This window comes from Micromonospora sp. NPDC049891 (assembly GCF_040660295.1).
Lineage (GTDB): Bacteria > Actinomycetota > Actinomycetes > Mycobacteriales > Micromonosporaceae > Micromonospora.
On record NZ_JBFAML010000032.1, the window covers coordinates 24,329 to 50,539 of the forward strand.

Here is a 26,211-nt window from a genome sequence, read left to right on the forward strand (position 1 = left end):
CGGAAGGGGTGGGGGATGCAGGTCGACGAGGACGCGGTAGGTGACGTGGTCAAGCGGCTGCGCCGTGCCGAGGGTCAGATTCGCGGTGTCATCGGCATGCTCGAGGACGGCCGGGACTGCGCCGAGGTGGTGACCCAGCTCGCGGCGGTCTCCCGCGCGTTGGACCGGGCCGGATTCAAGATCATCGCGAGTGGCCTGGAGCAGTGCGTCAGCGGCTCCGCCGGGGAGGACCGCAAGGCCAACCTCGAACAGATGGAAAAGCTCTTCCTGTCCCTCGCCTGAGTTCCGCAGTCGAACAGCCGCGCCCCTGTGGCGTCAGGGCAGTGGTCAGCGGAAGCCGGCCAGCAGGAATGCCGCCAGGCCCGTGAGCGCCAGCGGCAACGCCGCGACGAGAGCCAGTGCGCGCTGCCGGTTCGTACGCCCGGCCAGGGCGAGGACCAGCAGGCCGAGCGCGATCCTGATCAGGGCGTCCCAGATCGGATCGTCACCGTAGTTCGGGTCGCCGATCCGGCGGATCTCCAGCCCCGCCTCGGCGAAGAGCACTGCTGCCGGCAGAGCGGGCCCGACCACCTGTCGCCAACCCGGCCCGCGCGCCCATACCCCGGCGATGCCGAAGAGCACTCCGGCGAGGACACCGAAGCACATCCAGAGCAGTGACGTCGGTGCCCACAGCACGGCCCAGTCGTCGCCCTGCACGAGCGCCGCCGTGACGTAGTAGCTGGGTACCGCGATCACGAGCCCGGCGGCGGCGCCGATCGCCGCGCGCAGCTGGCCCGACCGGACCCAGTAGCCGAAGCAGAAGGCGGCAACCGCCCACACCGCACTGGAGTTGCCCAGGTTGCCGACGGGGTACGGCAGGTATTTGATCCAGAGGAAGTCGACGGAGCCGAGCAGTATGCCACCCAGGACGGCGGCGAGCGCCACATGTCGGTTGCCAGGTTCCGATCGCATGGCAGGCGAGCATACTGGGTATGCAACTGGCGGTGCGCCGGGGGTCAACGTGGCGCGACGCCGTTGCGGTAGGCCCAGACGACAGTCTGGAGCCGGTCTCGTACGCCGATCTTGGCCATGGCGCGACCGAGGTGCGACTTGACCGTGCTGGTCTCGATGAACAGCTCGTCGGCGATCTCGACGTTCGACAGCCCTCGGGCGAGCAGACCGATGATCTCGACCTCCCGCGCGGTGAGCTGGTGCGCCGCAGCGGCATCGCCCGCCGGTGCCGGGGTACGACGGGCGAACTCCGCTATCACGCGTCGGGTGACGGCCTGGTCGACGAGCCCCTGACCAGCGGCGAGGCGCCGGACCGCCTCGATCAGCTCCTCCGGCTCGCAGTCCTTGAGAATGAAACCGCTGGCACCGGACTCCAGCGCGCCGAAGACGTACTCGTCGAGGTCGAAGGTGGTGACCACCAGCACGGCCGGTGGCGACCCGACCGCCTCGGTGACGATCCGACGGGTCGCGGTCAGCCCGTCGCCGCCGGGCATGCGTACGTCCATGCAGATGACCTCCGGGCGGAGCCGGCGGGCCAGCTCGACGGCCGAGGACCCGCTCGACGCCTCACCCACCACCTCGATGTCGCCCGCCTGCTCCAGGATGACGCGGAAGCCGGCCCGCACGACGGACTGGTCGTCGACGAGCATCACTGTGATCATCTCTGGTCTTCCCCGTTCACGGTCGCCGTCGCCCCGGTGGCGCGGGCATCGTCTGTCGTCGGCACCGTCACCGCGACCGACCATCCGCCGGTCGTCGTCGGGCCGGCGGTGAACTGCGCGCCGATCAGATTCGCCCGCTCGCGCATGCCCACCAGACCGACCCCGCCGGTGGACGACGACCTCGGCTCGGCCCGCCGGGTCGGCCGGTCGTTGCGCACCTCAAGTGAGACCTTTCGGGGCAGGAATCGCAGGTCCACGCGGACCGGTGCGCCCGGGGCGTGCTGGCGGGCATTGGAGAGGGACTCCTGGACGATCCGGAACAGCGCGACGTCGGCGATCGGCGGCACGTCGCGGTGCTGCCCGTCCCGGACGAACTCGACAGGGCTGCCGAGCTGCCGGGCGTCGCGTACGAGGTCGTCGAGCATGGCCAACCCGGGCACCGGAGCGTTGCCGTCGCTGTCTCCCGGGCGGCCGCGCAGCACCCCCACGACGAGCCGGAGATTGTCGAGGGTTTCCTTGCCCTGGGACCGGATCCACGCCACCGCAACCTTCGCCGCCGACGGGTCAGGGTCGATCAGCCGCTCGGCCGCCGCCGCCTGCACCACCATGCCGGACAGGTGATGGGCGGCGACGTCGTGCAGTTCCCGCGCCATCCGGGCGCGTTCCGCGCCGATCGCGGCACGTACCGTGGCCTGCTGGGCCCGCATCGCTTCGTCCGCCCGGACCCGCATCAGGTGCAGGTAGCGCCGGTAGGTGGCCACGTAGCTGCCGACGAAGACGAGACCGACGTAGGTCAACGCGCCAGCGGCGAACTGGCCGATGGTGGCGGCGACCGGTCCGGAACCAGGCCCACCGGCGGCGAAGTCGGCCGCGTCGGCAGCCCGCACCGCCACTGCCGCGCTGGCCGTCTCGACCAGCACGGCCGCGCCGGCAGCCAGCAGCGCGGTGCGTACCGGAAGGAGCACGCCCACGGTGTACGCCGCGACGAACGGTGCGATGCCGCGGATCGTCGCCTCGGGCACCGAGAGGACGACTACCGGCGCCTGGACACTGACGACGAGCGCGAGGCAGAGCAGCGGCCGGACCCGGCGCAGGCAGAGCAGCATCGTCTGCCCGGTGCACAGGGCGACGACCAGCCAGGCCCGCGCCGGGCTGAAGGTGAGCCCCTGCGCCGGTGCCACGTACCGGAACAACAGCGTCAGGATCAGGAACGTCAGCACGGTGAGCACCGCCGCGAGCAGGCAGTCCCGCGCGAATCGGCCGGTCACCCCGACCCGGGTGAGCCGCTCGTCGAACCACCCGGTCAGCCGGGGTGGGCCCGGCACGTCGACGGCGTCCGGAACGGTGCCGCTGTGGTCGGACATGCGATGGCCATCCTCGCTCCGGATCGTTCCGGTTCGTGTCGGTCAGTAGGAGATGCTAGGGGCCAGCAGCATGAACTCGACGGCGAACCAACCCGCGCCGGCCAGCGCGAGCAGCACCGCGACGCTGCCGGTGACCCGGTGCCAGCCGGCCCGACGGCGCAGGTCGTCGACCAGCCGGACGGCGGCCGGCAGCACCCCGAGCAGGCCGATCAGCTGCATCAGCTGCACCACGCGCAGGCTCGCACCGGAGACGTCCCGCAGCTCCATGATGCTGACCACGCTCACCGCCCAGCCCGCGAGGGCGAGCAGCGTGCCGGCGACGGCGACCCGGGTGAGGATGCGCGCGGTCCGGCCGGCCCGGTCCCGGGGGGCCCGGCCGAGGCGGCGGCGGACGACGGCCCGTACCGGCCACGAGAGGACCACCAGCAGCAGGACGACCGTGGACGTGACGAGCACCGTCAACACCAGTGCCGAGTCGCGTTCGGACGGCACCGGCAGCAGCGCGAACGCGGAGTCGAAGCTGATCGCCTCCACCCGGCCGTCGGCCACCCGCATCGCCACGGTGCGCTGCCCGCCGACCTCGCGCCACACCCACGGCGAGACCTCCTCGTACACCGCGGCAGAGTCGGACAGCGGCGCGGGCTCGAACAGCAACCGGTCGCCGTCGGTGACGCTGACGGTGGTACGCCCGACCAGACCGATCACGGTCAGAAAGTTGCTCCGCACCGCCCGCGAACTCTCGTACGTCCCGGCGGCCAGCGCGGCGTGCTCCGCGGCGGTGGCCGCGTCGACACCCCCGGCAGGCTGGACGCCCCCGGCCGGTCGCGTGTCGCCAGTGGGTTGCGTGTCGCCGGCCGGTTGCGTGCCCTCGGCCGGGAAGTAGCGGTCGGCGAAGCCGTTCAGCACGGCCTGCCGGAGTTCGTGGCTGTCCAGCGCACCCGCACCGGTGCTGTTCAGCGAGAGGTAGATGCCGGTCCGGTCGTCGGGGTAGAGCTGCAGGTGGGAGTGGAAGTACAGGGTGTCGCCGCCGTGGCCGAGGATGCGGTGTCCGTTGCGGTTCTCCTCGAAGTAGCCGAGCGTCATCCGGGGGCCGTCGGCGAGCGTACCGAGCGACGCCGCGTCGAGCGCCGGACGCTGCATGAGTTCCCGCGTCGCCGGGTCGAGCAGCGGTGCCTCGCCCACCCGCTCACCCAGTTGGGCGAGCATGAACCGGGCCATGTCCGTCGCCGGGGCGCTGAGCGCGCCGGCCGGGGGAGTGCCCACGATCTCGAACGGCGCGGCGGGCGCGCCGACTCGTTCGTACCCGTTGGACATCCGGTCGCTCAGGTGGGTGGGCAGCGGCTGCTCGAAGCTGGACGAGGACATGCCGGCACGGGCCAGGACGTTGCTGCCGACGTACTCCTCGAAGCGGGTGCCGCTGGCCCGCTCGACGAGGTAACCGGCAAGCGCGTTGCCGTAGTTGGAGTAGGCCGGCACCCTGCCCGGTTCGTAGATCTGCTCCGGCGGGTCGTTGGTCAGGGCGGCCCGCAGGTCGACGTCGGTGCCGTCCGTGCCGATGAGGCCGGCGATCCGCTCCTCGAACCCGGCGGTGTGGGTGAGCAGGTGCCGCAGCGTGATGGCCTGGCGGTAGCGGCGGGGCACTGTGAAATCGAGGTACTCGGCGATGTCGGTGTCCAGGTCGAGCCTGCCGCTCTGCACGAGTTGCAGCACCGCGGTGGCGGTGACCAGCTTGGACACCGATCCGACCCGGAACAGGTGCCGATCGGGGTCGACAGGCACCGCGTCCGTACCGCCGTCGCCGGTGTCGGCGTGTCCGTATCCCCGGGCGGTGAGGATCTCGCCGTCCCGGACCACCGCGACGCTCGCCCCCGCGACGCCGGTGCGGGCCAGCGCGGCCGGCAGCAGCCCGTCGAGCCAGGCGTTGACGTTCGCGCCGGTCAGTGCGGCCGGTTCAGCCCGGGCGGCCGGCGCCGGGTCGGGCGGTGCCGGGTCGGTCTGCGCGGTGCCGCACCCCGCCACCGTCGCGGCGACGGCGACCACCGTGGCCAGGGCCGCGGCGATGCGTACGCGACGCGGCAGGTGTCGGGGTGAGCGGGGTCGGGTCACGGTCTCGTGAGTCACGGTCGGTTGCCACCTTCCGGGCCGTACGGGTGTCCGGAGAGCTTCCGTACGGCGTCACCCGAGGCCTGGTGCCAGCCTGCGTGAGCGCCGTCGGCGCGACATCTGGCGCAGGACGGCATTCGACTTACGACCTGAGTAGTAACCCGGACGCTGCCGCATACCTGCGCTGCCTCCCGGGTACGTCGATCAAGGAGGACGGCCGTGGGGGCGCGGTATGCCGATCAGAGGGACCGGCGCGGCCGGGATGAGGAGCGAGAAATGTCGATGCGAAACTGGTTCGCCGGAGCAGGGCTGGTGGCGCTGGCCGTCGGGACCGCAGGCTGCGGCGGGACGGGTACCACCGACGAGGTCTCCGCGTCACCGACGGCCACGGGTACGCCGATCGCCGACGTGACCGCCACCGCGGCACCCACGCCCACGGCGTCGGAGTCGGCCAGCCCGGCGCCGACCGCCACCCCGGCGGTGTTGTCCGGCACTCGCCAGATCACCATCACCCGGGTCGACGGATTCGAAGCGGGACTGGCGTTGACCGATGACGATCGGCTGGCCGAGGTGGACGACGACAGTGGCCGGCAGTTGTTCGTGCCGACCCCGCTGACCGGGCAGAACTATCTGATCAAGTCGTACCGTGGGGCCGGCGGTGGCCCCGGGACCGGCGAGCCGGTCTGCTGGCAGGCGCTCAACCCGGGCGGCGGCCGACCGCTGGTGGTGGAGGGTGCCGACTGCCGGGAGGACGAGCCACGGCAGCAGTTCACCATCTCCGCCGCCGACGCGGACGAGGGGTTCCTGATCAGCAACAACTCGGCCTACCTGCGGAACTCGCAGAACTCCGGTCTGATCCTGGAGGAGCTGGGCGACGCGCCGCCGACGAGCAGCTTCCGGTTCAACGACAACGGGCCGGCGCCCGACCGAAAGTGATCACCCCGCCGCGGGGTCCCCGACCGCGTCGCCATGATTCCCCCAGTTGTCGGAGGTGACCCGGGGTGGTTGAGCCAGAGAACACGCCCAGACTGTGCCAGGTGGTGCTCGACTGCACCGACGCCAGGTCGCTCGCGGAGTTCTACCGGTCGTTGCTGGGCCTGGTCTACCGGCCCGGCGACGAACCACCCGAGCCCGGGCAGGCAGACGAACGTGGCACCGACTGGCTCGTGTTGAGAACGCCGGAGGGCAGCCCGCAACTGGCCTTCCAGCAGGTCGAACAGCTGCCGCGACCGACCTGGCCGGAGGGTCGAGTGCCCCAGCAGCTGCATCTGGACCTGAGCGTGACCTCCACCGAGCAGTTGGTGGCGCAGCACGAGCGGGTGCTCGCCCTCGGCGGTCGCCTGCTGGCCGACCGACTGACCGGCCCCGACGAGCCGTTCCGGGTGTACGCCGACCCGGAGGGTCACCCGTTCTGCGTCTTCGTCACAGGCACGGGCGTGGGCGCGGGCTGACGTGGCGGTGCCGGCGACGAGCGACGCGGTGAACCTGCCGACGGGCTCGTCGCCGGCGTCCGGTCACCCTGTCTCGTGGTTGGACCCTTTGTCGGACGTACGGCCTTCCAGGTCGTTCTTGAGTGTGGCCAGCATCCCCACCGCGGCGTTGGCGTAGTCGCCGATCCACCGGTCGTGGATGTGCTTGATTGGTAGCGGGTCGAGGTGATTCCACCGCTCGCGGCCCTTGCGCTGGGCGATGACCAGCCCGGCCGCCTCCAGCACCCGCAGGTGCTGCATCACCGTGCAGCGGTCCAGCTGCGGGAACCGTTCGCAGAGATCACCTGTGGTCCTCGGCTGGTCCTTGAGCGCGTCGAGGATCTGCCGCCGGGTGGACGACGCCAGCGCCTTGAAAACGCGGTCCTCGTCGACCGGATCCGGGCGGGAAGGCTCGCCACGACGACTCGACATGTTATAAAGCTATAACATGTCGACGATGCGAGAGGGGACCGCCATGGACCTGCGATTCAAGATCGCCGGGCGGATCAGCCGTCCGGTGCACGAGGTGTTCGAGGCGGTGGTCGACCCCGACCAGCTTTCCCGGTACTTCACCACCGGCGGCGCGAAGGGCCGACTGGTCACCGGTGCCACCGTCACCTGGGATTTCGCCGACTTCCCCGGCGCCTTCCCGGTCGAGGTGGTCGAGGTGGAGCAGGACCGGCGGATCGTGCTGCGCTGGGAAGCGGCCGACGGCGCCCAGTCCACCACCGACGAGCCGGTCGCCGGCGCGTCCTACTCCACCACCGTCACGATGGAGTTCGAGGCACTCGGTGACGATCGGACCCTGGTCACCATCGCCGAGCACGGGTGGCGGCCCACCCCCGAGGGGCAGGAGGCCTCGTACGGCAACTGCCAGGGCTGGACCCAGATGCTCTGCTGCCTGAAGGCGTGGCTGGAACACGGCATCAACCTGCGCGCCGGTTTCTTCGTCTGACCCGTCCCGTGCCGGTTGGCCGTGTCTACACAGGCCGGGTCAGCGCGTTGACGACGCTCCAGCGGTCATCGGATCTCGTTGCCGGGGTGTTCGCTGTCGTAGTCCTGGCGGGCCTGGGCGATGGTGGTGCGGTGCTGGAGTGACCAGTCGGCGAGTGCCTTGACGAGGTGGGTGAGGCTCGCGCCGGTCTGGGTGAGGCGGTAGTCGACCCAGGCGGGCACGGTGGGATAGACGGTACGACGGACGAGGCCGTCTCGCTCCAACCGGCGCACCGTGAGGGTCAGCATCCGTTGTGAGATCCCATCGATGGCGCGCTGGAGTTGCCGGAAACGCCGCGGTCCGCTGGCAAGTTCGACGATCACGAGAACCGACCATTTGTCCCCGATCCGGTCGAGGACGTCGCGGATCCCGCAGTCGGGGTGATCCGCCTGCCCACAGGGTTCGAGTTCGGCGGCGCTGGGGGTTACCTCCGTGTTCGTCGGTGACACGAAACTGCCTCCTTGTGGGCCGAGGGTGGCCGATTCAGGATTCCCACTGTAGTTACTGAAAAGAACCACAGTGGGAGATCGAAGCGTAATGATCATGGTGACTGGCGCGAACGGACAGCTGGCCTCTCTCGCCTTGCAGGAGTTGGCCCGGCGAGATGTGCCCGCCCTGGGCGCAAGCCGCACCCCCACGGCCGAGCAACGTCACCTCGACTTCGACAAACCCACAAGCCTTGATCTCACAGGTGTTTCGACACTGCTCCTCGTCTCGGCTGGGTACGCCGAGGACGACCGGGTCATCATTCGTCACCGGGCGGTTCTCGACGCCGCGGTCCGCGATGGCGTGAGCCATGTGGTCTATACCAGCCTGACCGGTGCCGGGGACCACCTCGGCTTCGCGCTGCCCCATCGAGCCACCGAGCGCATGATCAAAGCCAGCGGGCTCGGATGGACCGTCCTGCGCAACGGGCTCTACGCCGAACTCTTCGGCGCTCTGCTGACCTGGGTGCCGGACGGACTGGAATCGGCGTTCGGCGACGGCGCGCTCTCCGCGGTGGCGCGGGCGGACCTGGCTGCGGCTGCGGCCATCGTCGCAAGCGACGCGACCGCGCACGCCGGCAGAATCTACGACTTGGTCGGCGACCCGTTCACCGCCACCGACATCGCTGAGCATCTCGGACGTGCGCACCGCACGATCGGGCTTGCGGAGTACCGCGCTCAGCTACTCGCCGATGACACCCTCCTGCCGTTCCAGCCGCCGATGCTCGCCTCGATCGCCACCAGCGTGCGGCACGGCTTCCTCAACAACACCAGCTCCGACCTCGGCCATCTACTCGATCGACCGCTCATCGCCCCGCTCGCCGTCGCCGCGAACACCGCCGCCGCGATGCAGCCTGGCGCGCCCCCGCACTAGCCGGCCGGTGCGCGGTGCTCGGTGACGGCGCGGCCCATCCGGGTCACCGCCTCGGTCAGGATCTCCGGCGAGGTGGCGAAGTTGAGCCGCACGAAGCCGGCACCACCGGTGCCGAAGACGTGCCCGGAGCTGAGGGCGACCCGCGCCCGGTCGAGGAACAGCGCCGCCGGCCCGGCGATGTCGGTCACCACGCCGGGCTCCTCGCCGACCGGCCCGCTGTCGATGCCCAACGCGGTGCAGTCCAACCAGGCGAGGTAGGTGCCCTCGGGCCGGTGGTACCCGATGCTCGGGGCGTGCCGCGCCAGCAGTGTCCCCAGCAGCTCGCGGTTCCCGTCGAGGCCGTCCAACAGACTGTCCAGCCATTCACCGCCGTCGCGGAAGGCGGCGGTGTGCGCGATGACCCCCAGATGGCTGGGCCCGTGGCCGACCTCCTCCGGCATCCGCCGCAGGTCCGCCACCGCGTGCCGGCCCGCCACCACAAGCGCCGACTTCAGCCCGGCCAGGTTCCACGCCTTCGAGGCGGACAGCACAGCGAACGCGTCCTCGGCGCCGGGCACCGTGAGGTACGGAGTGAACCGCGCCCCGGACAGCACCAGCGGGGCGTGGATCTCGTCGGACACCACCCGCACCCCGTACCGGCCGGCGAGGTCGGCGACCGCTTCGAGTTCGTCGCGGCGGTGCACGACACCTGTCGGGTTGTGCGGGTTGCAGAGCAGGAAGACCGCCCGGCGGCCGCCCGTACCGGCCCGGCGGAACGCCTCCTCCAGTGCCGACAGGTCCATCCGCCGGTCCGCGCCGAGCGGCGCCTCGATCACCCGCCGGTCGGCGTGGCTGACGAAGGCGTAGAACGGTGGGTACACCGGCGCGCAGAACACGACCGCGTCGCCGGGATCGGTGAGCAGCCGGAGCACCTCGACGATGCCGAGCATCACGCCCGGCACCAGGGCGACGTGATCGACCGGCAGGTCGGACCAGCCCCACCGCCGGGCCGCGAAGTCGCCGAGCGCCTCCGCGTACGCCGTCCCGTAGGCGTACCCGGTGTCACCGCGTCCGACCGCGTCGTGCAGCGCCTCGGCGACGGGCGCGGCCAACGGTACGTCCATCTCGGCCACCCACAGGGGCAGCACGTCGTCGGCGTACCTGCGCCACTTGACGCTGGTGCGTCGCCGCAGCTCGGCAAGGGACAGCTGGGTCAGCGGATTCACAGTCGTGGTCACGGCCGATCAGGGCTTGCGGCCAACGCCGCCGTACGCGTCGATCGCCTCGGCGTCCGGTTCGTCCGGACGCCACAGCGGGATCGGCACCAGCCCCGGCTCCACCATCGTCAACCCGTCGAAGCAACTGGCGAGCTGCTCCGGGCTGCGCAGGATGTACGGCACACCACCGCTCTGCGCGAGTCGGTTGGCGCCGGCCACCACCGACGGACTGGTGTCGGTGCCGTCCCACAGCACCAGGTGACTGCCGGAGGCGGTGGCATCGATCACGCGCGACACCAGCGAGCGCACCACGTCAGGATCCGGCTCGTAGCCCATCACACCCATGAACATGACCGCGACCGGCTTGTCGAAGTCCAACGTCCGGGCCGCCTCGGCGAGAATCGTCTCCGGGTCGTGGTAGTCGGCCGGCACGTAGGTGGTGACCCCCTCGTCGGTCGTGCTGGACAGCAGGGCCCGGGCGTGCACCAGCACCATCGGGTCGTTGTCCACGTAGACGATGCGTGCCTCCGGCGCGACCTGCTGGGCCACCTCGTGGGTGTTCTGCATGGTGGGCAGGCCGGTGCCGATGTCCAGGAACTGCCGGATACCCGCCTCGGCGGCCAGGTGACGCACCACCCGGATGAGGAACCGGCGGGACTGCTGAGCCATCAGCACGATCTCCGGATAGACCTCCGCCACGGCGTCACCGGCCGCCCGGTCGGCCTGGAAGTTGTCCTTGCCGCCCATCCAGTAGTTCCAGATCCGCGCGGCGTGCGGCACGTCGGGCTCAAGCCTTGCGGCGAGGTCGGGATCCGGGCTGACCATGCCGGCTCCTAACGGAGGGGTCGTCGGGAAGGGCGTAGATCACCGCATCGTACCCACAGCAGATCCACTGTCGAGGCATGGACGCCGCTTGCCACCTGCTGCCAGGCTGTCCGGCCATGGACGGTATCGCTGCGCAGCTACCGGCACTACTCGGCGTGCTGGTCGGCACCATCGGCACGATCGTCGCCACCTCGCTGGCCGACAGGTCACGATGGCGACGGAACCAGACGGTGCGCTGGGACGAGCGCCGGCTCGACGCGTACGCCGAGTTCGCCCGGGCGCTCAAGGAGACGCACACCATCGCCAGCCGGCTGATCGGCGGTTACCTCGACCGGGACGCGGCGCTCGCCGCGCTCGCGGAGGCCGACTTTCGGCACACCCTGGCCTGGGAGAACACGCTGCTGCTCGGCGACGAGCCGACGGTCACCGCAGCGCGGGCCTGGCGGGACAGTGTCTGGGAGGTCGAGCGGCTGGCCCGGGACGGTGAGGCCGACGCCGACCGGGCCACGTTGCTGCACCGGGCCAACAAGGCACGCGACGGGTTCTACCGGGCCGCCCGTGGTGGACTCGGGGTCGGCGGCGGTTCGGTGGCCCAGGCCGAACTGCTGGTGAGCAGGCTCAACCTGCCAACCGCCCCACCCGCCGGTGCCCCGGCCGAACGGTGACAGCCGGCCCGCGTCCGGCGAGTTGACGGGTGTGGGGGCGGTGCTGCTCAGGTGGGGTTGGCGGCGTTGCTCAAGCCGGGTGCGTAGCGCGCTGTCGAGCTGTTGGCGCGAACGGATCAGCGGCGCGGCCGGAACTGCGGTGTCGCTCGGGTGGCGTGCGCCGCTGTGCCCGGGTGGCGTGCGCGGCGTTGCATGTTCGGGTTGCTCAGGCGGGGTGGGCGGGTTGGTCGAGGATGGCGCTGAAGCGTTGCTCGGCCAGGTCGAGCTGGTCCAGGATGTGCCGCTTGACCGGCTCGGACAGGGGAGTGTCGGCACGGGTGACGAGGTCGCGGTACACCGGCACCAGCGGGCGGTACTTGCGGGCCGACGACTCGACCTTCGGGCCGACGGAATGGATCACCCCGACGCCGTTGTCGGTGAAGTCGGAAACCTTGATGACCCGAGCCCAGGGCTCCCGTTCCAGACTTGCCGCGACGTGCTCCCGGTACTGCTCGTACCGGTCGCGCTCGGGATCCCAGGGCGGGTTGGTGACCGCCGCGACCAGCCGCGCCACCCGTACCCCGAACCGCTCGGCGAGCACAGCCAACGCCGCGTCGGTCAGGTCCTCGGCCAGCTCCCCACCGCTGTTCAGCTCCCCACCACGGCCCGGACCCGCACCACCGTCCAGGTCCCCGTCGCCGACCAACTCGGCGGGATGGTCCTCGACCGTGTCGTGCAGCAGACCGGCGACGATCACGTCGACGTCGCGTACCTGGTAGTGGTGCATCAGCCGGATCGCCACCCGGAGCAGATGATTGACGTACGGCTCCCGGGACCGCCGGTCATCCCGATGCAGCCACGCAGCCAGCTCCAACGCCTCCCCGAGCCGCTGCCGCTCCGCGGCCCCGAACCCCTCCACCTCCAGCCGGAACCGCTCCCGCAGCCCGGCCTCGCCGTGCATCTCGGTGATCGCGTGCATCGGCATCGTGGCCAGATACGGCGGCAACTCCATCCGTCCCTTATATCGGATCACCCCCACTTCCGACGGACCGGCGACACCTTCCGATCGGTGGCAGTTTCGGTACTCGACACGCCGACCGGCGAGCACCTTTACTGCCACAGATCCAGACAGCCCTCTCGGTGCCGTAGCAGGTTGGGTGGGAGGGTGGGGGTTTTCCACAGTGGGGTGGTTGTCCACAGGTGGGGTCGAGCGGGGTGGCGCAGGGGGTGGGTGGGGTACACCGTGGGGGCGTGAACGGGGTGCTTCGGGAACTGGTGGCGCGGGGCGGCGGTCTGGTGACCCGGACGGCCGTCGAGCAGGTGGTGCCCCGGTGGATTCTCCAGAAGGCGTGCGGGGCCGGCGAGCTGGTGCGGGTGCTGCCGGGGGTGTTCGTGGCGGCGCAGTTGCTGGCCCACGGCCCGCGGGACGCTCCCGCGCTCAGCCGGCTCGGCCCGTCCATGGCACACCGTGCGGTGGGCGCCTGGGCGCGGGGCCGGGCGGCGTTCAGCCATCTCACCGCGCTCGACCTGTGGGGCCTACGCCGGCAGGCGGACGGTGAGCCGCTGCACCTGAGCGTGCCGATCGACAGTGGCCTGCGCGGCCAACCCGGTGCGCGAGTGCACCGACGGCGGGACTTCACCCTCGAACCGCCGCACGTGGTGGTACGCCAGGGACGTCCGGTGACCCGCGTCGAGCAGGCCCTCGTCGACTCCTGGCCGGTGCTGCCACTGGCTGAACGGCGAGCGCCGATCATCAAGGCCGTCAACGATCGGCTCACCACACCGGAGCGGGTGGCGTCGGCCCTGCGGGTCGCGTCGACGCTGCCCGACCTGTCGACGTTGCGCACCTTGCTGACCCGGCTGGCCGAGGGCTGCCGCAGCCCGCTGGAGATCTGGGGGCACGAGCACGTTTTCATCGGCCCGGGGATGCCGGCGTTCCAACGGCAGACACGGGTCGCCATCGGGCGCCGCATCATGTATCTCGACCTGTTCGCCAAGCGGGAACAGGTCAACATCGAACTCGACGGGGCGACGACCCACGGCGACCCCCGTCAGCGCGAGATCGACCTGCGGCGGGACGCGCTGCTGGCGACCGCCGGCATCCTGGTGGTCCGCTTCGCCCACCGCCGCCTGATTGACGAACCCGACGACGTACGCCGGGAAACCCTGGCCATCCTCGCGACCCGCCGCCCTTCGACGGCCCGCCCGGCAGGCGGCGACGGGCTGACCGTCGACAGTCGCCGAAGCCTCCGGCGTGACGGGCCATCAGCCGCCGCCGGACCAGCCGTTGCGGGATCAGGGACCCAGCGGAGGCCGGCCGACCGGACGTAGAGTTCCCGCTTGGCGGTGGCGTTGCCGCGAGCCCTGGCATCGACCCGGGCCCGTGTACGGTGATCCGCGACTCGTGCCGCAGCGTCTTGGTCAGCAGTCGTTCAAAGCCGTAGTGCTGGGTGCCTACGGACGGCGTTGCGCCATCACCGGCAACAAGGTCCAACCGGTGTTGCAGGCGGCTCACATCCGGCCGCTCCCGCAGGGCGGGGAGCACCGGATCGACAACGGGCTGCTGCTCAAGTCTGACGTGCACATCCTCTTCGACCGGGGATATCTGGGTGTGGACCCCAAGTTCCGCTTGATGGTCAGCCCTCGATTGCGCAGTGAATTCGGCAATGGCGACCAGTTCTACGCGAAGGCCGGGACGTCCATCACGCTCCCGGAGCGGCGGGCCGATCGGCCCAACGCCGAGTACCTCGAATGGCACCTGGATACCGTCTTCAAAGCTACCTGATCACGGGTCACGCGGTTCGGCAGAACGACCGCCATGCCCTCCGCGTGGTTCGCCGCCGTGGCAGTACGTCAGGAGCCGGCCGGCGTCGGCTTTCGGTGGGCGTCGTCGCGGATGCGGGTGGCGAGTTCGAGGGCGGCGCGGATCGGGTCGTCGGACCAGCGGCTGGCGAACGCGTCGTACAGGCGCCAGCCGGCCCGGGTGAGGCTGCGCTGGCGCTCCACGTGCGCGGCCACGCCGTCCGGATGCACCCCGCACACCAGGCCGATCGGGGCTTCGTCACTGACGCACAGGTCGACGCGCCAGCGGCCGACGGGGTAGTCGGGTCGCACGGCCAGTCCGACCCGGGTCAGCTCGACGGCGAGCGCCCGGGTCCAGGGGTCCGGTTCGGCGGAGCCAGTCCCGGTCGTGTCCAGCGGTCCGGCGTAGGTTTCGGCAAGCGGTTGTCCGGCGTACCGGAGGTAGTCGCCGACGATGCCCTCCGGGGCCTGGAGCGAGGTGACCACGGTGAGCTGTTTCCTGGCCCGGGTGATCAGGACGTTGAACAGGTTCGGTTCGGCGACGAACCGGTGTCGGGCCGGCGGGTCGTCGTCGACCAGCCCGAGCGTGGCGATCACCACGTCCGCCTCGCTGCCCTGGAACGCGTGCACGGTTCCGGTGCGCAGGCCCAGCCGTTCGATCGCGTCGACGTCGTACGCCGACAGTAGCGCCGTCTCCACGGCGTCGGCCTGGGCGCGGAACGGGCTGATCACCGCGACGCCGCCCTGTGGGGGTCGGGCCGCGAGAGTGGCGACCAGGTCCAGCACCGTCGCCACCTCGGCCTGGTTGACGCCGTCGACCACGGTGGCATCGGCGACAGTCACCACGTCGATGGCGTCGGCCCGTTCGTTGCCGGGGTGCCGGGTGACAAGTTCCAGCCGGTCGTCGTAGAACCGACGAGCGGAGAATCCGATCAGGTGCGGTGCGCAGCGGTGGTGCTCACCGAGCCAGGTGACGGGTGCGGCACCGGCTGCCACGTCGAAGGCGCTCGCCCGGCGTACGTCGAGCCGGTCGGTGAAGCGTTCCAGGCCGTGCCGGTGCAGCGTCGCGGTCACGTCCGCGTCGGAGACGAAGGAGACGAACCGCAGCTGCCGTGGATCGCCGGCGACGAGCGCACGGCGGGCCCGGGCCAGCACCGGGGCGGCCCGCAACTGATCGATGTGCGCCGCCTCGTCGAGCACCACCAGGTCGAACATGCCGGCCGCCGGGGGCAGCAGATCCTCGACGTCGGCCACCGTGCCCACCCACAGGGGCAGTGCCCGGACCAGCGCGTCGGCGTCCAGTGTGGCGAGCAGTTCCCGGCGGCGGTTGCGTCCGGCCCGCAGGGCGGTGCCCAGGCCGCTGGCGGCGCGCCGGGCATCCCCGGTCCACCGTCGTGCGCTGGCGGTCTGGTTCCGCAGCGCCGTGCCGACCGCCTCGGCGAGCGCGACGTCCGCCTCGGCCAGCGCCCGCCAGGCGTCCGCCAGGTCCGTGCCGCCGTGTGAGGAGAGCCGGGCGGCGGCGCGTACGGCGTGTGCCGCGTCCACCGCCGCCCGCACCTGGGGTACGGGTACGCCGGTGGCGGCTCCGGTGAGCCGGTGGAGCCGGCGGGTGGCGCGGGACCGACGCCACCGGGACCACCAGTCGTCGCCGTTCCGGCTCGCCTCGTGCAGGGCGGCGCGGACCGCGGCGAGGTCGGAGTCCGGCTCGAACACCGCCGGGGCGTCGTGGCTCAGGGCGGGCAGCAACGGCTGCCAGTGGGACAGCGTGGCGGCGAGCCGTTCCTGCTCCAGCGCGGCGGCGATGCCCGCTCGGGCTCCGGTGACCCGGTCCAGGGCGGCCGACACGGTGGTGCTGTCGCGGCGCAGCTGTGCGTCGTCCACGCCGACGGCGACGCCACCGGCAAGCTCGGTGGCGATGGCTCCACGCCGTTCGGCGTCGCCGAAGAGCACAGGTGGTGGGCCCGGATGTCGGCGCAGCAGTTCCCCCAGCACCTCGGCGGCGTGGGTCGACTGGGTCGCCACCAGCACCGACCCGCCGCGCGCCACGGTGTCCAGCGCGGCGGCGACCAGGGCGTGACTCTTTCCGTTGCCCGGGGCACCCGAGACCACCACCACGGGTGCCGTCCGGGTCCGTCGGATGACGTCCCGCTGGGCGGCGTTGAGCGGCAGGGGCGACAGCACGTCGTCCGCGTCGGTGAGATCGTCTGTGCTCGGATCCTGCGCGGTGCCGTCGGTACCGAGGTAGAGCCGGTTCAGGGCGGTGTCCGCCAGCCCGGGTCGGCCCGCCCAGCTCAACAGGGTGTCCCGGAGGCGACCGGCGAACACGTCGCGGGTCACGAAGATCGCTGCCGCGGCGACCCCGGTGACATCCTCATCGATGCCGCGCGGCGGTCGCGCCTGGACCGTGGCCACCTTGACGCCAGCGGCCTCGGCCGCCGCGGTGATCCAGGCGGTGGTGCCGGGGGCGGCCAACCAACCGGGTCCGGCCAGCCCTGGTGCGGCCTCCAGTCGGGCGGCGAGTTCCCGATCCTCGATGAGGGGGGTCAGTTCGAGGTCACCGGCCGGCACGACCCGGTATCCGCGTCGGCCGCGTTGCAGGCGTACCGGTTGCGCCAGCAGCGGCAGTCGGACGCGTCGCCGCGTGCCGTCCAGGTCGGCGGTGCCGATGAGGAAGGCCAGCCCGAGGCGGAGGATCCGTTCGTCGCGGTGCAGGGCGTCGAGCGCGGCGAGCCGGTCCAGTCGCGCGCCGCGCGGGCCCCGGTGCGGTTCCGGCAGCCAGACCAGCGGCCGACCGGGCCCGGAGACGTCGAGGACCCGCTCGGTACCGGCCGGGGCCAGGTCGGCGAGCGCGGTGAGGATGGCCGCCGCGTGCATCGCCCGCAGATTCTGCCCTACCCGGTCACGGCCCCTTTGCTGTGCTTCAACCCACGCATCGGTTCCGGGGCGAATCCGTTGCGTCAGGTGAAGCAGAGCAAAGGCGGCGGGAGAGAACAGTGGTGGGAGCCGTCGACACCCGACGGCTCCCACCATTCGGTGCGGTGACGTCAGCTGGCGTAGGTCTCGAACTCGGCGACCCGTGGGGTGCCTGTCGAGCTGGTGATGTCGAAGGTGACCTTGCGCATCGACGTCCTGGTGAAGCTGATGACACCTGCTCCGGTGCCGGAGGCCAATACCGCGCCGGTGTCGTGGTTGAGCACCCGCCAGTTGCGGATGTTGCCGACGGCGCCGGACGCCTCCCGGATGTTGATCCTCGACACCGCGGTGGCGGAATCCCACTTGATCGAGATCTGGCCGGTGGCTCCGCTCGGTGACCAGGCGGTGTTCATGTTGCCGTCGCGCACGTCACCGTAGCTGGTGCCGCTGGCCTTGCTGGAGCCGTCGGAGCCGGCGCCGATGCTGAGGTTGGTGCCGCCGGGCTGGCTCGGCGTCGGCGTCGGGTTGCTGGTCGGGGGCGGGGTGGTGCTCGTCGGTCCCGGCGTCGGGCTGGTCGGCCCGGCGGTCGGGCTCTGCGGCGTGCAGTTGCCGTTCGAGGTACGGATGCCCTTGTTCGCACCGGCGGTCTGGCTGACGATGCTCGGCACGCAACTGGCCGAGTCGAGGCGGTACGAGTACGGGATGCTGACGCTGGTGTTGGAGGTCGGGTTGGGGCCGGCCGGGTTGGTGTCGCCGCTGCGGCTCGACCAGGTCACGTTGTCGAAGATGTTGCCGCTGACCTGCCAGTAGCCGGCCTGGTCGGTGTAGAAGGTGCCAAGCACGTCCTTGGCGTTCTGGAAGTAGTTGTTGTCCACCTTGGCACGTGCCCCGGCCCGGGAGTTGATGCCGGACTCGTTGAGTCGTACGTAGTGGTTGTTGTAGATGTGGGCGATGCCGCCACGCAGCAGCGGCGCCCGGGAGTCGATGTTCTCGTACAGGTTGTGGTGGAACGTGACGTAACCGTTGGACAGGTCGCTCTCGCTGGACCCGATCAGGCCACCCCGGCCGGAGTTGCGCAGGATGCTGTAGGACAGCGTCACGTACTGGGTGTTGTTCTTCATGTCGAACAGCCCGTCGAAGCCCTCCGACTCGCCGCCGGAGGCCTCCAGGGTGACGTGGTCGACCCAGACGTTGCGGACGTTGGCTTCCATGCCGATGGCGTCGCCACCGTTGGAGGTGGGCGAGCCGGACTTCTTGACGTTCCGCACCGTCACGTTCTGGATGACGATGTTGCTGGCCTCACGGATGTGGATGCCGATCTGGTCGAAGACGGCGCCGTTGCCGACGCCGAGGATCGTGACGTTGCTGATCTGCTTGAGCTCGATCACGTCGGCGGCGGTGTTGCAGCTCGAACCGGACACCTTTGTGGTGTTGCCGTGGTTGATGGTCCCCTCGACCTGGATGATGATCGGGGTGCTGCTGCTGGCCCGGTTGCACAGGGCCGCGTGGATCTGGGTTCCGCTGGTGGCGCGTACGGTCTGCCCGCCCGAGCCGCCGGTGGTGCCACCGTTGCTTGTCGCGAAGCCGGTGGCGCTGCCGACCGCGGCCGACGCCTGTGGCGTCGTCAGGGCCACGCAGACCGCGGCGCCCGTGGCGGTGGCGGCCAGTCCCGCGAGGAGTCGGAATGCGACGTGTCGTCTCATCCTCGTCTCACCTTCCTTGTTGATGGTGGTGGTGGAGTGCGGAGGGCCCCTGCCGGAGGTGCGGTGGGGGGAGGGGCTCGCTCAACAGATGTGGGTCACAGCGGTAGGCGGTCGGCGCCGGCGAGCGGGCCGACCACCAGCGGCACCAGCGGGGCCGGCAGCACCGGGCCGTGGCGCAGCGTCGGCGTCCAGCCGGCGTCGGGGTCCAGGTCGGGATCGTGTACGGCGTTGTACGCGGCCACCAGGTCCACCGGTCGGGACGGGCCGGTGGCGGGGTCGACCCAGTTGCCCCTGGTGGTGATCGCGGTGCCGCCCCAGTCGTAGAGCAGGTCGGCGGCGCCGACGCCGATGCCGAGGCTGAAGTGGTTGTTCTCGGCGTACACCGCGGACTGGACGCCGACGCCGATGGCGTACTCGAAGCCGTCGCCGCCGAGCCGGTAGGCGTTGTTGTAGAGGTCGACCTGGCCGAAGCGGACCCGGGGCAGCCGCTGGAGCACGCTGTCGAAGAGGTTGTGGTGCAGCGTGACGTTCAACCGGCCGACGTCCGGGCCGACGGTGTTGGACGAGCCGATGAGCATCAGCTTGTCGCGTCCGGAGAACCGGTTCCAGGAGACGGTGACCAGGCTGGCGGTGTGGGTGATGTCAAGCGACCCGTCGTGCACCTGGTACGGCCGCCCGAAGTGGATCGGCTGGGCGCTGTCCGGGTTGTCGCCGTCGGTGAACGTGTTGTGGTCGATCCACACGTTCTCGCTGCGGCGCACCGAGATCTGGTCGTACTGCGAGTTCCAGTTGCCGGCGTCGCCGTCGGTGGGGGACCAGGCGGGGAAGCAGTCCCGGGCGTCGTCGAAGGTGATGTTGCGGACGATCACGTTCGGCGCCCGGTCGATCATCAGGGTGAGACCGGTCAGCCGGGCTCCCCGCAGCCCGATGATCGTGGTGTTCGGGCCGACGTTGATCTGGGTCTGCCGGGTCTGGTTGGTGACCGACCGGACCCGGGCCTCCTCCAGCGGCCCGCTCGGCGTCACCCGACCCCACACCGCCGGGTCGTACGCGGCCAGGTACGCCGCCAGCGAGTACCCGGGGTCGGCCAGGTCGGTGCAGTCGAGCAGCCGGCCGTCGGCGGCCTCGAAGCCGTCGACGCTGCCGCTGACGTACACGATCTTCGGGGTGGCGTTCGTCGCGTTCGTGGCGTTGTCGCCGCCGAGCGCGGCGACAAGTTCCGCGCGGCTGTGCACCACATGGATCTGATCGGCCGAGGCGGCGGAGCCTCCGGTGGTGCCGGGGCCGGCGGCGGCCCAGCCGTCGCCGGGCGGGAGGGCCTGGCGGCCGAGCTGACGGGCCAGCGGTGCGAGTGGTTTCCCGGCGTCCCGCTCAAGGTGGCTGCCGGCGGGCGCGCCCACGTCGCTCGACGGTCGTGCCACGGCGGCGGTGGGTGCGGTGGTCAGGGCGATAATGATCGATGCCGCGGTGGCGGCAAGTCTGCGCATCGGCTCGTTCCGTTTCCTTCGTCGCTGTTTCGTATTAATGACGAAGGTTACGGTTACGTTTTTATTGGGGTCAATATTATTGATGTGCAGGATTGTTGCAGTTAATGGTGTCGAGTGGCATCATCCCGACGTGTGCTGGTCGGGAAACCGCTGTTCATCGCATTTTCTCCGATCCTGTGTGGACCGGAGATTTGCAGTTTGTTGCGGCGACGCCTCCTATTCTTGCCCGAGCGGAACGGTTCGCCAAGGGGCTATCGCCCAGGGCACGCCGAGTTCTGAGGGCAGCCGACCCTCGTCGACCACCCGACGTAGCACCTTGTTGACGCCGCGCACCCGCAGTACCCGCTGCGGACCGGCACCGACGGCCTCCACCAGCTCACCATCGAGCAGCGTCGGCTCGGGTGCCGCCTGCAGGGCGGTCAGTACGGCGGTGAACGGCGCGGTCCGGGCCAGCGGCGCGATCAGGGGTACCCGTGGGTCGGCCCGATGGGCCAGCAGGTTCTCCAGCAGCCCGCACCGGCCGGGCACCTCACCGGCGGTGGCCTCGCCCGGCAGCAGCAGCCGGTCGGTCGGATACTCCAGCACGGCCCGGCCGGCCTCGCCGGTGACGATCACCTCGCCGGCGATGAAGTCCTCGCCGGCGAGGGTCACCGCGGCCACGATCGGCGGACCGTGCCGCGGCCGTACCCGCAGCGCGGCCGTGTCGTCCACCTCGATCGGCCGCACCCGGTAGCGCTCCACCTCGATGCTGACCGGCTCCACCGGCCCGCCGCCGACCGCCTCGGCGACCGCCAGGCACTGCATCACCGCGTGCGCGAGCGGATTGGCCAGCGCGCCGTCGAGCACCGGCCGCCCGTCCAGCAGGCGCCGTCCGGCCCAGGGCGCACGGGCGTAGTAGGCGTCCGGTCGTTGCCAGGCGGCCACCGTGGCGATGCCGCTCACCGCGCCCACCCGGCCAGCCGCCACGGCGTCCGTCAACGCGGTGAGCGCCGCCGAACCGAGCGCCTGGAACCCGACCTGCACGACCCGACCGGTGGTGGCCAGTGCGCCGGCCAGTTCCTCGTGCTCGGCGGTGGACAGCACCGGTGGCTTCTCCAGCAGCACGTCCGCACCGGCGGCCACCGCGTCCCGGGCGATCCGCAGATGGGTGTGCGGTGGGGTGCAGATGACCACCACGTCCGGCGCGAGATCGGCGAGCATCGCCCGGTGATCGGTGAACACCGGCACCCCGGCCGGGACCGGCGCCGCCGGTTCCGGCTCGATCGGCCGGGTGTCGACAAGGGCGACCAGCCGTACCCGGCCGGCATCGTGCAGCGGACCGATCACCCGACGATGCCAGCGCCCGTGCCCGTTCGCGCCGACCAGCGCCACCCGGGGCACCTGCGCACCGCGCGACCCCCGCGCCACCGTCGGCCGAGCCGGTCCCGCTTCAGCCCGGCCGGCGTCGACGCCGGCGCCGCGGGTCGACGCCGTCGGTGGACCGTCGACGGACGTCACGCCGCACCGGCCACTGTGGCCCGTACGCCGTGGTGGTGCAGGTCGGTGAGCCAGGCCGACACGTCGGCGCGTACCTGCTCGTCGGCGGCCACCTCGGGCGGGACGACCTCGTCGAGACCGAGCACCGCGTCCACCGCCCCCGCCGGGGTCTGCGGCGCGGCGGCCAGGGCCGCGCGGATCCGCTCCGCCAGCGGGTCGTTCAGCGGCAGGGCCCGACCGTCGTCGGCGCTGCCCTGGGCGAACCGGATCCAGGCGGCGACGACGAGTGTCGCCCAGCGGGCCGGCCGCCCGGCCGCGCGCAGGTCGGCGATCGTGTGCAGGATGCGCTGCGGAAGCTTCTGCGACCCGTCCATCGCCACCTGGAGGGTGCGGTGCCGGATCGCCGGGTTGCCGAATCGCTCCAGCACCTGCTCGCCGTAGCCGACCACGTCCACCCCGTCGGGTGGTGCGAAGCTGGCGGCCACGTCCTCGGCGATCAGCCGGCGCAGCACGGTGTCCAGGTGCGGCAGGGCGAGAGCGTCCGCGATCGTCTCGCAGCCGGCCAGCGCACCGAGGTACGCGGTGGCCGAGTGCACGCCGTTGAGCGCGCGCAGCTTCAGCCGCTCCCACGGTCCCGCGTCCGCGCAGAGCACCGCCCCGGCGCGGTCCCACGCGGGACGGCCGCCGGGGAAGTCGTCCTCGATGACCCACTGGGTGTACGGCTCGGCCGCCACCGCCGCGAGATCCTCGACGCCGAGCGCCCGCTGGGCCGCGGCGAGGGTCTCCGGGGTGCTGGCCGGGACGATCCGGTCCACCATGGTGCCCGGGAAACCGACGTGCGCCTCGACCCAGTCGACCGCCGGTGGCGGCGTGCCCGCGTACGCCAGGGACTGGGTCACCAGGCCGCGCAGCCGGCGGCCGTTCGCGGGCAGGTTGTCGCAACTGACCAGGGCGATCGGCCCGGCGTCGGCGGCGGCGCGGGCCAGCAGGCCGCGCACCAGCAGCCCCGGCACGGTGGCCGGCGGTCGGTCGGTGGTCAGGTCGGCGACCAGGTCGGCGTCGGGGCGCAGCGTGCCGGCGGCCGGGTCGAGCTGGTACGCCTTCTCGGTCACGGTCAGGGTGACCACCCGGATCGCCGGGTCGGCCAACAGGGCCACCACCGCCTGCGGATCGGCGGCGGCCAGCCGTACCCCGGCCAGCGATCCGACCACGCGGGTGCGCCGGTCGGCGGCGGAGAGCGTGCTGACGCTGAAGAGGTTGTCCTGGGCGGCCAGGGTCGCCACGAGCGCCGCGTTGCGGGGCGCCACGCCGACGATGCCCCAGTCGCCGCCGGCCAGGCCGATCGCCTGCTCGGTGTAGATCGCCTGGTGGGCCCGGTGGAAGGCACCGAGCCCGAGGTGCACCACCCCGGCCGGTACCGTGCCCGGGCGGACAAGTGGGCGGGATTCGGTGGGCAACCGGCGCACCGCGCCCAACCCGAGTCGGGACGCGCCCACGGTCACCGCCACGCCGGGCCGTCCGGGAAGCGGAAGGTGGCGAGCGACTCGGGGTGCATGGTGGCGCTGTAGCCCGGTGCGGTCGGCAGCAGGTAGCGCCCGTCGCGGGTGCGTACCGGGTCGACGAAGTGCTCGTGCAGGTGATCCACGTACTCCACCATCCGCCCTTCCAGACTCGTGCCCACCCGCAGGTAGTCGAAGATCGCCAGGTGCTGCACGTACTCGCAGAGGCCGACACCGCCGGCGTGCGGGCAGATCGGCACTCCGAACTTCGCCGCCATCAGGATCTCGGCGAGCACCTCGTTGATCCCGCCGACCCGGCAGGCGTCGATCTGCATCACGCCGATCGCCTCGGCCTGCAACAGCTGCTTGAAGATGACCTTGTTGGCGGCCACCTCGCCGGTGGCGACCCGGCACCGCCCGCCGGTCAGCTCACCCATCGCCTGGGCGATCCGGGCGTGGCCGAGGATGTCGTCGGCATGCGTCGGCTCCTCGATCCAGTACGGGTCGACCTCGGCCAGCGCCGTCATGTTGGTGATCGCCTCGTCGACGTCCCATACCTGGTTGGCGTCCATCATCAGCAGTGCGTCCGGGCCGATCTCCGACCGGATGATCCGGGCCCGCCGCAGGTCGTCGGCGGGCGGCCCGCCGACCTTCATCTTCATCGCCCGCCACCCCTGCGCGTACGCGGCCCGGGTGAGCGCCCGGACCTTGTCGTCCGGGTAGCCGAGCCAACCGACCGAGGTGGTGTACGACGGGAAACCGTCCCGTTCCAGCACACCGAGCCGGTCGGTGAGCCCGTCGCGTCCCTTGTCCAGGATCGCGGCGGCCTCGTCGGCGGTGAGCGCGTCGGTGATGTGCTTGAAGTCGACGTTTGCCACCAGCTCGTCGGTGGGCAGTTCGGCCAGGTAACGCCACATGGGCTTGCCGGCCAGCTTGGCCCGCAGGTCCCACACCGCGTTGACGAGCGCTCCGGTGGCCATGTGGATGACCCCCTTCTCCGGACCGAGCCAGCGCAGCTGCACGTCGGCGACGAGCGAGCGCCAGAACGCCACCGGCTCGGCGGTGATCTCCTCGACCGTACGACCCACCACGTGGTGGCGCAGGGCGCGTACCGCCGCGCAGGTGATCTCGTTGCCGCGACCGTTGGTGAAGGTGAAGCCGGCGCCGGTCGGTCCACCGTCGGTGCTCAGCTCCACATAGGTGGCCGAGTAGTCGCCACGGTTTATCGCGTCGGAGCCGTCGCCGCTGGCGGCGGTGGGAAACCGTACGTCGTGCACGGTGACCTCGGTGATGCTGGTCATGATTCCTCTCCGAACTTGAAGACCCGCTTCGGCAGCCGGTACGCGAGGTCGACGATGGTCTCGGCGGCCTCGTCCATGGGCAGCCGGTGCTCGGCCACCAGCCGGGCCAGGTAGCCGGCGTCGATGCGGCGTGCCACGTCGTGGCGGACCGGGATGGAGCAGAACGCCCGGGTGTCGTCGACGAACCCGGCGGTGTTGTAGAAGCCGGCGGTCTCGGTGACCGACTCGCGGAAGCGGCGCAGCACCTCGGGGGAGTCCAGGAACCACCAGGGGGCACCGAGCAGCAGGGCGGCGTACCCGCCGGCCAGCGGCGCCAGCTCCCGGGTGAAGGTGTCCTCGTCGAGGGTGTACAGCACCACCCGCAGCCGGGGGTCGTTGCCGTACGCGTCCAGCAGCGGCGCGAGGGCGTGCACGTACTCGGTGACCTGCGGAACGTCGCCGCCTACGTCGCGGCCGTGCCGGGCGTGCAACCACCGGTTGTGGTTGCGTACCGCGCCCGGGTGCAGCTGCATGACCAGGCCGTCGTCGAGCGACATCCGGGCGAACTCCAGCAGCATGTGCGCGCGGAACGCCTCCGCGTCGCCCGGCTCCGCCGCGCCCCGCCGGGCCCGGTCGAACAGCGTCGCCGCGTCGGCTCCGAGGTCGAGGGTGCGGGCGGTGGGGTGGCCGTGGTCGGAGGAGGTGGCACCGGCGGCGATGAATGCGGCCCGGCGCGCACGCAGGGCGGCCAGATATCCGGCGTACGTCCCGGTGTCCTCTCCGGCGATCTCGCCGAGCCGGTCGACGTTCGTCGACCAGCCCTCGAAGTCCAGGTCGACCACGTTGTCCGGGCGGAAGGTGGTGACCACCCGCCCGCCCGGGCCGCCCCAGCCGTCGGCGGCGAGCTTGGCGTGCCGGCCCAGGTCGTCAAGGGGTGACTCGGTGGTGGCGAGCACCTCGATGTTGAACCGCTCGAACAGGGCCCGGGGCCGGAAGCCGGGCTCGGCGAGCCGGGCCGCGAGGGCGTCGTACACCTTGTCGGCGGTGCCCGGGGTGAGCCGGGTGTCGACGCCGAAGACCTCGGTGAAGGTCTGCTCCAGCCACAGCCGCGACGGGGTGCCGCGGAACAGGTGCCAGTGGTCGGCGAAACGACGCCAGATCCGTCGCCCGTCGGTCTCCACCGGGCTGCCGTCGTGACTGGGTACGCCCAGTTCGCCGGGGGAGACGCCCTGGCTGAGCAGCATCCGGGTCACGTAGTGGTCGGGGACGATGAGCAGCTGCGACGGGTCGGGGAACGGCTGGTCCTCGGCCAGCAGCGCCGGGTCCACGTGCCCGTGCGGGGAGATGATGGGCAACTGCGCCACCAGCGCGTACAGCTCCCGGGCCAGCGCGCGTTGGCCCGGCTCGGCGGGGAGGAGCAGGTCGGGTCTGGTCGAGGTGGGCAC

At 71.4% G+C, this 26,211-nt stretch carries 24 protein-coding genes; 8 read left to right on the forward strand and 16 right to left on the reverse strand.

Annotated features, from left to right (window positions below):
* Positions 1-15 precede the first annotated feature (15 nt).
* A complete protein-coding gene (locus AB0I71_RS28050) occupies positions 16-282 on the forward strand; it encodes a metal-sensitive transcriptional regulator (protein WP_099846331.1) in 267 nt (88 codons plus the stop codon).
* Positions 283-327: 45 nt separating this feature from the next.
* On the opposite strand, the gene AB0I71_RS28055 is transcribed toward AB0I71_RS28050, so the two are convergent.
* Genes AB0I71_RS28055 through AB0I71_RS28070 form a run of 4 tightly spaced genes read right to left on the reverse strand, consistent with a single transcriptional unit; the run spans position 328 to position 5,137 of the window.
* Positions 328-951 carry a DUF6518 family protein gene (locus tag AB0I71_RS28055; RefSeq protein ID WP_357589610.1) on the reverse strand — a complete coding sequence of 208 codons (624 nt, stop codon included), beginning with the start codon at positions 949-951 and terminating at the stop codon, positions 328-330.
* 44 nt (positions 952-995) lie between these two features.
* Positions 996-1,652, reverse strand: coding sequence for a response regulator transcription factor (locus AB0I71_RS28060; RefSeq protein ID WP_357589612.1), 657 nt, complete (start codon positions 1,650-1,652; stop codon positions 996-998).
* Positions 1,649-3,016 (reverse strand): histidine kinase, encoded by a 1,368-nt coding sequence (locus tag AB0I71_RS28065; protein WP_357589614.1) that lies wholly within the window; start codon positions 3,014-3,016, stop codon positions 1,649-1,651. Before AB0I71_RS28065 ends, AB0I71_RS28060 begins: the two co-directional genes overlap by 4 nt.
* Before the next feature lie 42 nt (positions 3,017-3,058).
* Entirely contained in the window at positions 3,059-5,137 is a 2,079-nt protein-coding gene (locus AB0I71_RS28070) for a serine hydrolase domain-containing protein (protein WP_357589616.1), read from the reverse strand.
* A 258-nt stretch (positions 5,138-5,395) separates the two neighbouring features.
* Between AB0I71_RS28070 and AB0I71_RS28075 the strand changes: the two genes are divergently transcribed.
* Together AB0I71_RS28075 and AB0I71_RS28080 are read left to right on the forward strand one after the other, a co-directional pair.
* Positions 5,396-6,055 (forward strand): hypothetical protein, encoded by a 660-nt coding sequence (locus tag AB0I71_RS28075; protein WP_357589618.1) that lies wholly within the window; start codon positions 5,396-5,398, stop codon positions 6,053-6,055.
* A gap of 65 nt (positions 6,056-6,120) precedes the next feature.
* Positions 6,121-6,570 (forward strand): VOC family protein, encoded by a 450-nt coding sequence (locus tag AB0I71_RS28080; protein ID WP_357589620.1) that lies wholly within the window; start codon positions 6,121-6,123, stop codon positions 6,568-6,570.
* Positions 6,571-6,633: 63 nt separating this feature from the next.
* Here the strand turns inward: AB0I71_RS28080 and AB0I71_RS28085 are convergent, their stop codons facing one another.
* Positions 6,634-7,020 carry a metalloregulator ArsR/SmtB family transcription factor gene (locus AB0I71_RS28085; RefSeq protein ID WP_357589622.1) on the reverse strand — a complete coding sequence of 129 codons (387 nt, stop codon included), beginning with the start codon at positions 7,018-7,020 and terminating at the stop codon, positions 6,634-6,636.
* A 25-nt stretch (positions 7,021-7,045) separates the two neighbouring features.
* Between AB0I71_RS28085 and AB0I71_RS28090 the strand changes: the two genes are divergently transcribed.
* Complete coding sequence (locus AB0I71_RS28090) at positions 7,046-7,543, forward strand: SRPBCC family protein (RefSeq protein ID WP_357589624.1); 498 nt, start codon at positions 7,046-7,048, stop codon at positions 7,541-7,543.
* A 65-nt stretch (positions 7,544-7,608) separates the two neighbouring features.
* Here the strand turns inward: AB0I71_RS28090 and AB0I71_RS28095 are convergent, their stop codons facing one another.
* Positions 7,609-8,031, reverse strand: a complete 423-nt coding sequence (locus tag AB0I71_RS28095; RefSeq protein ID WP_357589626.1) for a helix-turn-helix domain-containing protein — start codon at positions 8,029-8,031, stop codon at positions 7,609-7,611.
* 94 nt (positions 8,032-8,125) lie between these two features.
* Between AB0I71_RS28095 and AB0I71_RS28100 the strand changes: the two genes are divergently transcribed.
* Entirely contained in the window at positions 8,126-8,941 is an 816-nt protein-coding gene (locus tag AB0I71_RS28100) for an NAD(P)H-binding protein (RefSeq protein ID WP_357589628.1), read from the forward strand.
* Here AB0I71_RS28100 and AB0I71_RS28105 read toward each other — a convergent pair.
* Together AB0I71_RS28105 and AB0I71_RS28110 are read right to left on the reverse strand one after the other, a co-directional pair.
* A complete protein-coding gene (locus tag AB0I71_RS28105) occupies positions 8,938-10,158 on the reverse strand; it encodes a MalY/PatB family protein (protein ID WP_357589630.1) in 1,221 nt (406 codons plus the stop codon). The genes AB0I71_RS28100 and AB0I71_RS28105 overlap by 4 nt on opposite strands.
* Before the next feature lie 6 nt (positions 10,159-10,164).
* On the reverse strand, positions 10,165-10,962 hold the full coding sequence (locus AB0I71_RS28110; RefSeq protein WP_357589632.1) for an SAM-dependent methyltransferase: 798 nt from the start codon (positions 10,960-10,962) through the stop codon (positions 10,165-10,167).
* 116 nt (positions 10,963-11,078) lie between these two features.
* Between AB0I71_RS28110 and AB0I71_RS28115 the strand changes: the two genes are divergently transcribed.
* Complete coding sequence (locus AB0I71_RS28115; RefSeq protein WP_357589634.1) at positions 11,079-11,627, forward strand: hypothetical protein; 549 nt, start codon at positions 11,079-11,081, stop codon at positions 11,625-11,627.
* Between the two features lie 205 nt (positions 11,628-11,832).
* Here the strand turns inward: AB0I71_RS28115 and AB0I71_RS28120 are convergent, their stop codons facing one another.
* On the reverse strand, positions 11,833-12,618 hold the full coding sequence (locus AB0I71_RS28120; RefSeq protein ID WP_357589636.1) for a phosphohydrolase: 786 nt from the start codon (positions 12,616-12,618) through the stop codon (positions 11,833-11,835).
* 239 nt (positions 12,619-12,857) lie between these two features.
* On the opposite strand from AB0I71_RS28120, the gene AB0I71_RS28125 reads away from it, so the two are divergent.
* Together AB0I71_RS28125 and AB0I71_RS28130 are read left to right on the forward strand one after the other, a co-directional pair.
* Positions 12,858-13,937, forward strand: a complete 1,080-nt coding sequence (locus tag AB0I71_RS28125) for a DUF559 domain-containing protein (protein ID WP_357589638.1) — start codon at positions 12,858-12,860, stop codon at positions 13,935-13,937.
* A gap of 73 nt (positions 13,938-14,010) precedes the next feature.
* A complete protein-coding gene (locus AB0I71_RS28130) occupies positions 14,011-14,391 on the forward strand; it encodes an HNH endonuclease (protein ID WP_357589639.1) in 381 nt (126 codons plus the stop codon).
* Positions 14,392-14,459: 68 nt separating this feature from the next.
* Here AB0I71_RS28130 and AB0I71_RS28135 read toward each other — a convergent pair whose 3' ends face one another.
* The 7 genes from AB0I71_RS28135 to uxaC form a co-directional block, all read right to left on the reverse strand.
* On the reverse strand, positions 14,460-17,282 hold the full coding sequence (locus AB0I71_RS28135) for an AAA domain-containing protein (protein WP_357589641.1): 2,823 nt from the start codon (positions 17,280-17,282) through the stop codon (positions 14,460-14,462).
* A gap of 170 nt (positions 17,283-17,452) precedes the next feature.
* On the reverse strand, positions 17,453-19,024 hold the full coding sequence (locus tag AB0I71_RS28140; RefSeq protein WP_357589643.1) for a pectate lyase: 1,572 nt from the start codon (positions 19,022-19,024) through the stop codon (positions 17,453-17,455).
* A gap of 95 nt (positions 19,025-19,119) precedes the next feature.
* Entirely contained in the window at positions 19,120-20,511 is a 1,392-nt protein-coding gene (locus AB0I71_RS28145) for a pectate lyase (protein WP_357589645.1), read from the reverse strand.
* Between the two features lie 216 nt (positions 20,512-20,727).
* Positions 20,728-21,891 carry a Gfo/Idh/MocA family oxidoreductase gene (locus AB0I71_RS28150; protein ID WP_357589647.1) on the reverse strand — a complete coding sequence of 388 codons (1,164 nt, stop codon included), beginning with the start codon at positions 21,889-21,891 and terminating at the stop codon, positions 20,728-20,730.
* A 113-nt stretch (positions 21,892-22,004) separates the two neighbouring features.
* Positions 22,005-23,495, reverse strand: coding sequence for a mannitol dehydrogenase family protein (locus tag AB0I71_RS28155; RefSeq protein ID WP_357589649.1), 1,491 nt, complete (start codon positions 23,493-23,495; stop codon positions 22,005-22,007).
* The gene (locus AB0I71_RS28160) at positions 23,486-24,787 is read right to left on the reverse strand and encodes an enolase C-terminal domain-like protein (RefSeq protein WP_357589651.1); all 1,302 of its coding nucleotides are present in this window, start codon (positions 24,785-24,787) and stop codon (positions 23,486-23,488) included. The genes AB0I71_RS28155 and AB0I71_RS28160 overlap by 10 nt, the downstream gene beginning before the upstream one ends.
* The gene (gene uxaC / locus AB0I71_RS28165; RefSeq protein ID WP_357589653.1) at positions 24,784-26,211 is read right to left on the reverse strand and encodes a glucuronate isomerase; all 1,428 of its coding nucleotides are present in this window, start codon (positions 26,209-26,211) and stop codon (positions 24,784-24,786) included. The genes AB0I71_RS28160 and uxaC overlap by 4 nt, the downstream gene beginning before the upstream one ends.